The 11,943-nt window shown below is 41.5% G+C and carries 10 protein-coding genes; 9 read left to right on the top strand and 1 reads right to left on the bottom strand.

Annotated elements, in window-relative coordinates; genetic code table 11:
- The first annotated feature begins 13 nt into the window (after positions 1–13).
- From ABFY19_RS07350 to surE, 9 genes are all read left to right on the top strand, one after another.
- Complete coding sequence (locus tag ABFY19_RS07350; protein ID WP_418790009.1) at positions 14–1,231, top strand: metallophosphoesterase family protein; 1,218 nt, start codon at positions 14–16, stop codon at positions 1,229–1,231.
- Complete coding sequence (locus ABFY19_RS07345) at positions 1,221–4,406, top strand: AAA family ATPase (protein WP_418792557.1); 3,186 nt, start codon at positions 1,221–1,223, stop codon at positions 4,404–4,406. The genes ABFY19_RS07350 and ABFY19_RS07345 overlap by 11 nt, the downstream gene beginning before the upstream one ends.
- Positions 4,407–4,510: 104 nt before the next feature.
- Positions 4,511–5,572, top strand: coding sequence for a tetratricopeptide repeat protein (locus ABFY19_RS07340; RefSeq protein ID WP_418790008.1), 1,062 nt, complete (start codon positions 4,511–4,513; stop codon positions 5,570–5,572).
- Positions 5,573–5,963: 391 nt separating this feature from the next.
- Positions 5,964–7,169, top strand: a complete 1,206-nt coding sequence (locus tag ABFY19_RS07335) for a tetratricopeptide repeat protein (RefSeq protein WP_418790007.1) — start codon at positions 5,964–5,966, stop codon at positions 7,167–7,169.
- 174 nt (positions 7,170–7,343) lie between these two features.
- Positions 7,344–7,985 (top strand): hypothetical protein, encoded by a 642-nt coding sequence (locus ABFY19_RS07330; protein ID WP_418790006.1) that lies wholly within the window; start codon positions 7,344–7,346, stop codon positions 7,983–7,985.
- 129 nt (positions 7,986–8,114) lie between these two features.
- A complete protein-coding gene (locus ABFY19_RS07325; protein ID WP_418790005.1) occupies positions 8,115–8,858 on the top strand; it encodes a 7-carboxy-7-deazaguanine synthase QueE in 744 nt (247 codons plus the stop codon).
- Between the two features lie 12 nt (positions 8,859–8,870).
- On the top strand, positions 8,871–9,434 hold the full coding sequence (gene folE / locus ABFY19_RS07320; RefSeq protein ID WP_418790004.1) for a GTP cyclohydrolase I FolE: 564 nt from the start codon (positions 8,871–8,873) through the stop codon (positions 9,432–9,434).
- Positions 9,435–9,496: 62 nt separating this feature from the next.
- Positions 9,497–9,673, top strand: coding sequence for a YpmA family protein (locus tag ABFY19_RS07315; protein ID WP_418790003.1), 177 nt, complete (start codon positions 9,497–9,499; stop codon positions 9,671–9,673).
- A gap of 40 nt (positions 9,674–9,713) precedes the next feature.
- Positions 9,714–10,493, top strand: a complete 780-nt coding sequence (surE, locus tag ABFY19_RS07310) for a 5'/3'-nucleotidase SurE (protein ID WP_418790002.1) — start codon at positions 9,714–9,716, stop codon at positions 10,491–10,493.
- A gap of 1 nt (position 10,494) precedes the next feature.
- Here the strand turns inward: surE and ABFY19_RS07305 are convergent, their stop codons facing one another.
- Complete coding sequence (locus ABFY19_RS07305; protein WP_418792556.1) at positions 10,495–11,859, bottom strand: putative polysaccharide biosynthesis protein; 1,365 nt, start codon at positions 11,857–11,859, stop codon at positions 10,495–10,497.
- Positions 11,860–11,943: the final 84 nt, after the last annotated feature.

The following is an 11,943-nucleotide window of genomic DNA, read 5'->3' as shown; positions in this document are numbered from 1 at the left end:
GGTGTCTTAGACAATGAAAATTTTACATACTTCTGACTGGCATCTTGGCCGTACCTTGGAAGGCAGGAGCAGGATCCCTGAGCAGCGCTGTTTTGTTGATGAACTTTGTTCTATTGTTGATGATAACGGAGTTAACCTGATATTAATTGCGGGAGATATATTTGATTCCTATAACCCGCCGGCAGAAGCAGAGGAATTGTTTTATGATGCTATGGAGCGGCTTGCCGGAAACGGTCAAAGGGCGGTAGTTGTCATCGCCGGAAATCATGATAGTCCGGACAGGCTTCATGCCGCTAATCCTATAGCACAAAAACACGGCATTTATCTTTATGGTTATCCCGGTGAAGAGATAACAGGGGGCGGGTTGGTTAACGGAGGTCCCGGATGGGCTGAGATTAAGGTTCCGGGGTGCCGGGAGCATGCAATCATAGTAGTTCTGCCATACCCGTCAGAACAGAGGCTCAATGAGATATTATCTAACTCACTTGAGGATAAGGATATGCAGCCAGCCTATTCGGACAGGGTAAGATTAGCTTTTGGTGAGGGGGAGGTCCATTTTCGGGATGATACAGTAAACCTAGCGGTGAGTCATTTGTTCGTCCTGGGTGGCAGAGGGTCAGAATCGGAACGGGAGATACAGTTAGGCGGAGCTTATGTGGTTGAACCGTCGGCATTGCCGGCTAATGCCCATTATGTGGCATTAGGGCACCTGCACCGTCCCCAGAAAGTGGGCGGCAGCTCAGTACCTTGCAGGTATTCAGGCTCACCTCTTTGTTATAGTTTTTCAGAGGCTGACAGGCAAAAGGAAGTAGTCATAATTGATATAGTTCCGGGAAGCCCAGCAGAAGTCGGCTCAATAAGTCTGGCCAGCGGACGGCCTCTGCGTTCCCTCAGGTTTTCCTGTTATCAGGATGCTTACAGTTGGTGCCAATCCGAAGAGAATCGCCATTTGTGGGTTGAAATTGAGATTGAGTCTGTAGAACCGCTTGCTGCCTCACAGGTGGTTGACCTAAGGAAGCTGCATTCTGGAGTTATCAGTATCCGCGTTTTGCTTCCAGGGGTTAACATTCAAGAACATAGTAATGTGCAGCGGCTGTCGCAGCTTTCAGCAGAAGAAAAATTCCGCATGTTTGCTGCCAGGGAAACAGGTTCAGCTCCTGAACAAGAATTGGTGGACATGTTCCTGGAACTTCTTGATGGAGGTGATGCTATTGCAGCCAGTGATACTTAAATTCAGGGGACTGCAAAGTTATCGTGAAGAACAGCTAATTGATTTTGGGAAGTTGGGCGCTGCCGGTATTTTTGGGGTATTTGGACCGACAGGAGCAGGAAAGTCCACTATACTTGACGGGATAACCCTGGCTCTTTATGGAAAAGTGACTAGGGCCAAAAACGGGACACGCGGCATAATGAACCAGTATGAGGACAGACTGGCTGTTTCCTTTGAATTTTCCCTGGGTGGTGAAAGATATCTTGCTGAAAGATTATATTACAGGGACAGGCATGACTCAGATTCAATTAAAATAAAGAACGTTAGGCTGCTGCAGGCCTCATCAGGTTCTGTTCTGGCAGATAAGGCGGGTGACATGGATGCCAAGATGACGGAACTTCTTGGGATGTCTTATGAGGACTTTTCAAGGGCAGTAATTGTTCCCCAGGGCAAATTCGACCAGTTTTTAAAACTAACCGGCGGTGAGCGCGCTCGAATGCTGGAAAACATATTGAGGCTGGAGAGATATGGGGAGCAGTTATCAAAAAAAGTGACTGACCTGGAAAATGAATTAAAGAGCAAGCTTGAAACCAATAAGGGACTTTTGGCACAGTTGGGTGAAGCATCTAAGGAAGCAATAGAAGTGCTTAAGGCAGACCTGAAAAGACAGGAACAGTTAGTATTGCAACAGGATTTGTTGAGAAAGAACGCTGAAAACAAATTCCGGGAACTGGAGAAAATTGCGGGACTTCACAGCGAGCTTGAAGTAATGATGAAAGAAAAACAGAGGTTGGATACCGAAAAGCCGGAAGTTGATAAACTGCGGGAGAAGCTGGATAAGGCTTCAAAGGCAGAACCTATGCGAAGGCTTTTGGAGCAGGAGGAAGAACTTATCCGGAAAACTGCCGATGCCCGTGAATTTTTGAACCGGCTTGAAGAAAATCTGGCAGAAGCCGAGAAAAAGGAAGCAGGGGTATTAAACAGGCTGCAGTCTGCAGAAAAAAAAGAACCGGTAATCAATGATTTAAAGGAAAGAGAACTGCCGCGGGCTGCTATGGCGCTGGCATATGAAAAACAGGTTTCCAGATTAGAAGCAGAAACATTAAAAATTGGAAAAGATATTGAGGAAAAAACCTGTCAAATGGACATGGTCTTTCATAAGGGCAGTAAACAGGGAGAAATTCTGGAAAAAGCCAAGGGGCAAAGCGAATCATATAAGATAAAACGTGAAGACCTATCACGAATTCTTGAGTGTCGCGGTGCACTGGAAAAATCCTTATCTGCGCTGTCAGAACTTGAGACAGCGGAAAAACAGGAGATAGAAGCGGGTACTGTCCTTGCCGGAAAACAAAAGGCAGTTTCTGTTCAGACAGCGAAAATATTGAAAACACTGTCAGAAAATATGGAAGTCCCGGACACTAACCTGGACGAAAAAGGTTTATTGTACCTGATGGAACGGGTTGCTGAAGTTGTCAAACAAGCTTCTGGGGAAAAACGCATTGCCGATGAATACATGGAAACGGTAATGACTGCAAATATGGCAGGAGAATTGGCAAACCGGCTAAGGACTGGACAACCTTGTCCTGTATGCGGGTCTCAGCATCATCCCTTTCCGGCATCAGAAACTGCTGCGGATAACAATAAACTGGATGAAGCCAGGGACAGAGTATCGAAGGCCGGAGAAAAACTGGAACAACTCCTCAAATGGCAGCAGGAAGCCGGAATAGAATATAATATCTACAAAAAAAGTATTGAAGATATCAAAATAGAATACTTGCCCAATAGGGAAACAAAAACCCTGATTTTAGCAGGAGCGGTTGCCAAATTTAAAGCAGCGGTTACACACCTTGAAAAAAATGCTGCAAAAGCTGAAACCAACTTTTTGGGTGGTTTGATAGGTGACCTGTACCAAGACAGGGAAAAGGTTTATAAAGCAAAAAATATTTTGGATAATGCGGAGAAAAACATTAAATTCCTGGATGACGAAATCAGAGCATCTGATGAAAATATTAAGGCTGCTGAAACAGAACTTGTTGAATTGAGGAGTAGCTACAGGGAATTGGCTGCACAAAAAGCCTCACTGGAAAAATTGCAGGAAGCCACAAACAAAAGCTTATCTGAGCAGCAAAACGGATTAAATGAAATTACCGGAGGGAAAACAGCCGCTATCTACGAAGAAACGGTAAGGCAACAAATTTCCTTGCTGGAAATAGAATTGACCGAAGCCAGGAGAATCTGGGAATTGCTGCAGAATGAGAAACGGCAAATGGCCCAGGAACTGGCTGTAGCAGCTGCAGGCATGAGCGCCTTAAGTGACAATTTGAATCAGCTCTGCAGTGAACTTCAGGCCCAGGTTACCAATGAAGGTTTTGAGAATACGACAAAACTCAGGGAGTATCTTATTGACCAGGGTGAGCGCAACAAGATACAAAATAAGATAAATGAATATGATAAGCTGGTGGACTATCTGGATAAAGGGATAAAGGGTCTTAGGGATAAAATAGGGAATGAAGAATTTGACTGTGGCAAATTAGACCAAGCCCGGGAAATCCTGAATAAATTATCAGCTGAATACAAAGAGTGTGTAGGGACAGAAGGGGCGCTAAGAAATCAACTGGCAGTCTTAAACGAGAAACATTGTCTATGGAACAAGCTTAGGGAGGAGAAGGATTATCTCGAGCGCAGAAAGGAATTGGCCGGTAAACTGGCAAGTCTCCTGAAAGGAAGGAAATATGTCCAGTTTCTTGCTGAAGAACACCTTAGGGACATGGCTGCTGAAGCCTCCCTTAGACTAGGCTCTCTTACCGGACAGAGGTACAGTCTGGAAATTGATGAAGATGGAAGTTTCGTGATGAGAGATGATTATAGTGGCTCACAGAGGCGGCCTGTCAATACTTTGTCAGGAGGGGAGACATTTCTCACTTCTCTGGCCTTGGCTTTGGCCTTGTCATCAAAGATTCAGCTAAAGGGACAGTACCCACTTGGTTTCTTCTTCCTTGACGAGGGCTTTGGTACTTTGGATCAGGAAAAACTGGAGGTTGTCATCAACACCCTGGAAAAGCTCCATGATGGTAACCGTATGGTAGGTGTGATAACACATGTTCCTGAATTAAGAAACAGGATGCCCCGCTGCCTGGAAATAATTCCGGCACAGCAAGATGGAATAGGAAGCAGGATAGAAATCAGAACAAGTTAACATGTTTTTGTCCAAACGCGGGCTAACCAGATACAGATATAGTCATAAATATAAGATTATATCATAAGTTTAAAAGTAAATGGTAGTTTGCGGGAGGGTTGTTTTTGAAAAAAGATGATTTCAGCAGCATACAGGAACAGATAGAAGTATACCTGAAGGCTGTAGAAAACAATCCCAAGGATATATGGTCATTATTAAGGCTCGGGTATACCTATACCAGGACTGAAATGTTCAGGGAGGCAATTGATTCCTATCTTAAGGCTCTTGCGCTTGATCCCTCCATGTATCTGGCACATTACGGACTGGGTTATTCCTATATGAAGTCAAAGCGGATGGAAGATGCTGTTAAATCTTTTGAGAACGCCCTGTATTATAACCCAAACTATGTCCAGGCGTTGTATCGCTTAGGATACATAGCATGTGAACAACAAAGGTATGAAGATGCGGTTTCTTATCTGGAGAAACTGGTTGCCCTGGAAGAAAAGCACGGAAAAGGACACTTTTGTCTGGGAAAAGCGTATAATTCTTTGGGAAATTGGAATGCAGCCATTGAAGCCCTGAATAAGGCCCTGGAACTTAACCCAAACTTTGAATTTGCTTGGTACCAGTTAAGTTTGGCATATACAGGCAAGAAATATTATAAAAAGGCATTGGAAACACTGCAAAAGGTGGCTAAGATAAATCCAAAGCTGGAATATGTTTATGATCAGATGGGCCGGATTTACCTTAAAATGAGGCGGGGCAGTGATGCCGTTATGATGCACAAGAAAGCTGTGGAAATAGCACCCAAACTGGCCCATCTGTGGAAGAACCTGGGGGTGGCTTATCTAAGAGAAAAAAAATACTGGGAGGCCATTGCAAGTTTAAACAAATCACTGGATATTAACAAGAATAATGGAACAGCACATTATTATCTGGGCTGCTCTTATAAAAGTCTGGGCGAAAAAGAGCTCAGTATAAAACACCTTAAGGAAGCTTTGAGGATGCTGCCAAATCATCAGAAAGCCCGAGCGATTCTGGAGGAGTTGGATGAAACAGGTGTACTGATGCCGGAAAAGCCTTTAGTGAGTATTGCAGAAAGTACAAAAGAGGAGGAAAAAAAGTTTTCAATGGACGAAAGGCTGCTTCAGCTTAAGGAAAAATGGAGAGCTAATACGCCTTGTTAGGGGGTATCTTATAAATAGGATGCCCCTTTACTTTTTGCCCCCCCAGGATTTATTTGTTGGTAAAACCCGAAAAATCATGTCTTTTAACTTCTTTGGCAAAATCTAAAACTATTTCGCCGACACAAAAGGATAAACTTTTAAAGAGGATATTCTTCTCATACTATTCTTATAGGCCTGCCTTACTAAGAAGTATGGAAATTGTTTGAGAATTTGTCTGGGAATCTTCGGAAAGGTCCCCGTCTTTTCGGGGATTTTCGCTGTCATTTTGTGATGGTATTTGACGTACGATTCTTACTCTTTCTAGCAGGGAATGGCATTCAAGAAATTGAAACCCTTAATGCGAATGTTAAGAAAACCGAGAGTAGATAAAAATTAAAGGAGAGGTCTGAAAATGAGTAATTTGGTTTTCCGGTATCAAAGGGTTTCCAGTATCAGGCAAATATTTGATTCAATGAAAAAACAGTTCAGACATTTTTTTAGTGTCAGTAATGTTTATTTCTTCATCGGGTGGTTATATGAGACAACAAAACAGGAAGAGAAGGCAATTCAGTACTACGAAAAGGCTGTTAAAAAATCTATCTTAAAGGGGGAATTGTATTTTAGGATAGGCCATCTGCAGTACAAAAAATGCATGGTGAAAAAAGCCGGGGAATCTTTTCGTAAAGCGGCTGAACACGGAGTTATTGAGGCCCCGCTTTATTGGGTGGAGACAGATAAACCTGATTATTTTTCCCGCAGCATGAATTCAACGGTTATTAACCATGAACTGCTAAACAAACCAAATTCAGTTGAAGCCATAATTGCTAAGGGAAAATACTATTACCAAAATGAGTTAACTAAAGAAGCAAAATCTTGTTTCCGTCAGGCCCTTGACTTTGACCCTGAAAATTCGGTAGCTCTGTTCCACTATGGCCTGTGCCTCTGTTCTGATGGGGAATATATGGAAGCACTGGAACAGTTTAAAAGAGTTGCCGAAACAGAATATGGCAATCCGGCAGTATATATAAATATGGGGTTGTGTTTCAGCAACCTGGGCCAGCATGAAAAAGCTCTTAAGTGTTATGAAAAAGCAGAGGAGTTTAAACTGATTAATATTGAACTTCTTAACAATAAAGGATTCTCCCTGGCACAATTGGGGCATCATGAAAAATCCCTGCTTTGTTACGAACTTGCACTTGAACTTAGCCCAAATGATCTGACATTGCTGAGCAATAAGGGAACATGTCTCTGTCAGGCAGGAAGACATGTAGAAGCAATAAACTGTTTTGACACAGCATTGCGGAATTATTCCAATGATGTTACCCTGCTAAACAACAAGGCCCTGTGCTTGGAGGGAATGGGAAGGCATTTTGAGGCTCTGGCGGTATACAATATGGGTCTTAAAATTGATTCAAAAAACAGCAGGCTGATTTTAAACAAGGGTGGATGTATGATTAAACTTAACAGGTATCAGGAAGCTCAAGCCTGTTATGACAGGATTATAAAATATAATCCGAACCACCGTGAGGCATGGGGCTATAAGGCCTCATTAATGGAGCTGATTGGAAAATATGATGATGCGGTATATTGTTACAATAGGTCATTGGGCCTTAATTAAACCTTAAACTGTTTTCAACGATTATATAGATCCAATATATAGAATGTTATTGGTCACACAAATTACAATATGTGACTGGTAACATTTTTTTCTATGCTCCGGAATAATGGATTAATGCTGAAAAGAGGAAAATACGAATAATTCGAGAAAAAATATTATAAAGGGGGTTGAACTATGTTCAATAAAAGCAATAAAAAAGTTTTTGCCATATTATTTGTTGTCGCTTTATTAATCTTTTTATTGCCCGGATGCAGCAGGGAAGATAAAACTGTAGTCAATGCAGGTGAATTTCTTAGAAATGATGCCAGGAAAAGCTTGCAAAGTGCATATGTTGAAGAGTATACCAGGATTACCATAATCCGTGGAGCCTTAAATAAATATATTGTAAACCCTGATAATCCCAAGTACCTCGGGGTTGTAATTGGTGCTTTGGAAGCTACTGTATTTCCTGAAGACTACGAACTGAAACGGTTTACTCAGTTGGAAAATATATCAGCTGAGATGCGCAAAGAAATTATCAGTCAGCCTTTGCTTGATATTACCATAAAAACCAGAACAGTTCTGAATCATATATATAGCGCAGTTTTCAAACCGCTTTCAGAGAGTATTGATCAAGGTGGTTATACTGCTACAGCAGAGGAATTGCAGGTAATTACTAATGCAGCACGGCATCTAGATACTCTGGCACAGGGTTATTTGGAATTATCCAGTGAGGGAATTGAATTTAATAGTTCCGAGGCACAACGAACTTTCATTTCTATACAGAATTCATTGAATGAACTACAGAAGCTTGAACTTATTAAATTAAAACAATAAAAAATGCAGCACTAATTAAAAGAAAAGTAAAAAAACTCGAAAATTAGCAGGAGGTTTAATAAAAATCTCGAATATAAAGGAAAATTGCATAATAATTCAAATATTTTTGTTGGACAGGGAGTATTAACGGTGGCAGTAAATTTGGTTGAGGTTTTTACTTCTATACAGGGTGAAGGACCATATACAGGTGTAAGACAGGTCTTTATCAGATTTTCGGGATGCAACTTAAGTTGTTGTTATTGTGATACTGATTTTTCTCTGAGGCCATATTTTCGTGTGGAGACTAATCCTGGCCAAGGGGATTTTATCAGTTTGTCTAACCCGGTTGAGACCGATACTGTTGCCGCGATTATCAAAGGAAATGTATCTGCTACAGCAGTACATAGTATAAGCGTCACTGGAGGAGAACCGCTTCTTCATACTGAATTCATCAAACGGCTGGGTACAATTTTAAAGGAATGGGGATTTAGGATTTATCTCGAAACAAATGGGACTCTTCCGGAAAATTTGGTTAAAGTAATGCCCGTAATAGACATAATAAGCATGGATATCAAATTACCTGAGACTTCAGGTTATGATAATCTATGGGACAGGCATGCCGAGTTTCTTCAAAGAGGTTCAGAGAAAGAAATTTTTGTCAAGGTTGTGGTATCTTCAGAGACAAAAAAATCAACACTTCTCAAGACATGTAATTTGATTAAAGAGGTTAATCAAGACATTCCTCTTATCATACAGCCGGTAACATCATATGAAGGCTTGCAGGTAAAATCACTGTGTGTTAAGGAACTCATGAAAATGCAGAAAATGGCGCTTCATTACATCTCAGATGTCAGAGTAATCCCCCAGATGCATAAAATCATGGGGCAGTTGTAAGGAGGATTAACAATGTTTGACAAGGCAAAAATAGAAACCGCGGTTCGTATGATTATTGAAGCTATAGGTGAAAACCCTGAAAGGGAAGGATTACGGGCAACACCCTCAAGAGTAGCCAGGATGTATGAAGAGATTTTTTGTGGGCTGTACGAAGACCCTCGTGAACACTTGCAGGTACTTTTTAGTGAAGGACATGAGGAAATGGTGCTCGTAAAAGATATACCATTTTACTCCATGTGTGAACATCATTTACTTCCGTTTTTTGGCAAGGCACATGTAGCTTATATACCGAGAAAAGGGAAAATTACCGGATTGTCAAAATTGGCACGTACGGTGGAAACTATTGCTAAGAGGCCCCAACTTCAGGAGAGGCTTACCTGTGATATTGCAGATATGATAATGGAGTCACTGAATGCGCTTGGCGTATTGGTGGTTGTTGAAGCTGAACATATGTGTATGACTATGAGAGGCATAAAAAAACCTGGGTCAATGACTCTTACTTCTTCTGTGCGCGGTTTATTTAAAAGTAATCAGGCTACTCGTGCCGAGGCATTTTCTCTGATAAGAAACCATTGATTTCTTGGTAAAAACTGTTTACAATAGTGTCAGGCTGTATTTTCGGAAGGGGATTGTTTGATATGGCTGAGCAGGGAACCGAAAAGCTTGAACTCATTGCTTCCAAACATTTTAAAAGTTATAATGAAATGTACAAGGTTGTGGATTATCTCAACAAAACATTAAAACATAAAAAAGTGATGTTTGGGCTTAATAAGAATCAAGATGGTACAATGACAATAAATATATATGAAATATAAAGCAGGTCACCCCTGCTTTTTTACTCATAAGGAGGAAAATATGCTTATTCTTATTAGTAATGATGACGGCATACAAGCACCGGGAATAAATGCACTCAGAAGTGCCTTGGAACACCTTGGTGATGTTTGTGTGGTGGCTCCGGACAGACCCAGAAGCGCTTCCGGATTGGGGATAACCATACACAAACCACTCAGGGTGGAGGAATTTGAGTTTTCCGCAAGCAACGCGAAAGGTTATGCAGTAAATGGAACCCCTTCAGATTGTGTGAAGCTTGCCATACAGGCTCTTTTGCCCTCTAAGCCCGATATAGTTGTATCTGGTATTAATTTGGGGCCCAATCTGGGTACTGATGTTCTTTATTCGGGAACTGTCTCGGCAGCTCTCGAAGGGGTTATTAATGGTGTACCTTCAATTGCAGTTTCGTTGGCTTCTTGGGAAAGTGTGGATTTTGATTATGCCGCAAAATTTGCCCAAAAACTCGTAAAGGTAGTATTAGATAAGGGGCTGCCTGACGAAACGCTGCTAAATGTCAATGTGCCCGTACTGAATGATGAAAAAAAACCTAACCGGGTAGCAGTAACCCGACTGGGTAAGAGGCGTTATGAAAACACCTTTGAAAAAAGACGTGACCCCCGAGGCAAGGATTATTATTGGATGGGTGGCGAGGTGATGGACATAATGGCCGAACCCGGTACTGATATCGCTTCAGTTAAGAATGGTGAAATATCGGTTACCCCACTATTTTTTGATGTCACCGATAATAACTTTATGAACATGGTCAGAGAATGGAATTTGGACAGTATATTATCCGATAGCTAAGCTATCGGATAATATTTTTTATATATGGAATTTTGCGGAGGTCATTTTTTTTAAGTGACCCCATTAAAACAATGGCAATAATGTAGAAAGCAAATCCATTGCTAAGTGAAAGTGCCACACTCAAAAAATTTTTTTCTAGTACGAAATACAGGGATTTATATACCCCAGAATAAATTGCTGCAGTAACCAGACCCGCTGAAACAGGTTTAAGGATATCATTTTTGATACTTATATAACAACTGGTTTTTCGGTAAAGTGCCAGGACATTAAGCCCGGCAGACAAAAAGAAAAATATATCATAACAATAAGCTATTGCAGTGATTCCAAGTGATAGTTTGGAAGTTAGCATATAGATAGTTAAAACCTTTACGAACCCTGCAAAAATCATGTTTTTTAGTGGTATTACAGGGTAACCAAGGCCTTGAAGCACTCCGGTGCTTGTTTGCTGCAGGTAGGCAAACAGCCCTCCAAAGGCTAATATGAACAACAGGTGTCCAGCTTCAGGAGAGCCAAAAATAGCTTGAGTTATCTCATTAGGAAGAACAATAAATGCCGTAACAAATGGAACAGCAGCCAGTAAGGTAACCCTTATGGCTTCACTGGTTCTGGACCGCACGACATAAGCCCTGTTTTGGGCAACTGCCTCAGATATTGCGGGAACCAAACTAGTTGCCAAGGAAACTGTTATTATTGAGGGTATTGAAAGCAAGGTTAAGGCAACACCTGTAAGCTGACCGTAAATTGCAGTTGCTGTTGAGGTTGAATGACCGGCTTCCCTCAGCACAAATGGAATCAGCATTGAATCAATTGAAAGCATTGCAGTTGCGGCAACACGTCCAAGAGTTATAGGGGTACACATTTTGAAGAGTTTTCGTAATATATGGTATGAAACAGCTATACCAGGCAGGGAAATAGACAACTTTAACGGTTTCCGGTGCAGAAAAGCACTAATCAAGAATGATAAACCGAAAAATTCTCCCAAAACACCGGCACCGGCAATTCCGGCTGCTGCCCATTGGATTCCACGAGGCAGCAAGTATATAGCCATACATATCCCAAAAAACACCCTGATTACTTGTTCGATAATCTGACTGAGAGCAGGTGGTTTCATTTCCATTAAGCCCTGGAAAAAACCGCGAAATGCGGAACTTAAAGAAACAATAAAAATTCCGGGGAGTAGGCACATGAATACAGGATATAACATTTGATTTAAAAAAACGTGTTTCATGAGCAGAGGTAAAGATAAATATGAAATTACCGCAAAAGAGCTTCCGGTAATTATCAGGATTGTCAGGGAGAGCCAAAAAACCTGGTAACTGAGCTTGTGATTGCCGGTGACTTGTGCTTCTGAGACTAGTTTGGATATAAATAGGAGGATACCGCTTCATGAAATTAGCAGGCAATAAAGTGAGGATAAGAGGACATTGCCAGAAACAGATATTCCCGCTAA

Origin of the sequence: Phosphitispora sp. TUW77 (assembly GCF_048453025.1) — a bacterium.
Taxonomy (GTDB): Bacteria; Bacillota; Thermincolia; order Thermincolales; family UBA2595; genus Phosphitispora.
Note: the sequence above shows the minus strand (reverse complement) of the source record. Positions and strands in the feature narration are given on the sequence as shown.

Coding starts and splice junctions, on each gene's coding strand:
- ABFY19_RS07315 (WP_418790003.1), top strand. CDS start 9,497: ATGGCTGAGCAGGGAACCGAAAAGCTTGAACTCATTGCTTCCAAACAT.
- ABFY19_RS07330 (WP_418790006.1), top strand. CDS start 7,344: ATGTTCAATAAAAGCAATAAAAAAGTTTTTGCCATATTATTTGTTGTC.
- ABFY19_RS07350 (WP_418790009.1), top strand. CDS start 14: ATGAAAATTTTACATACTTCTGACTGGCATCTTGGCCGTACCTTGGAA.
- folE (WP_418790004.1), top strand. CDS start 8,871: ATGTTTGACAAGGCAAAAATAGAAACCGCGGTTCGTATGATTATTGAA.
- ABFY19_RS07335 (WP_418790007.1), top strand. CDS start 5,964: ATGAGTAATTTGGTTTTCCGGTATCAAAGGGTTTCCAGTATCAGGCAA.
- surE (WP_418790002.1), top strand. CDS start 9,714: ATGCTTATTCTTATTAGTAATGATGACGGCATACAAGCACCGGGAATA.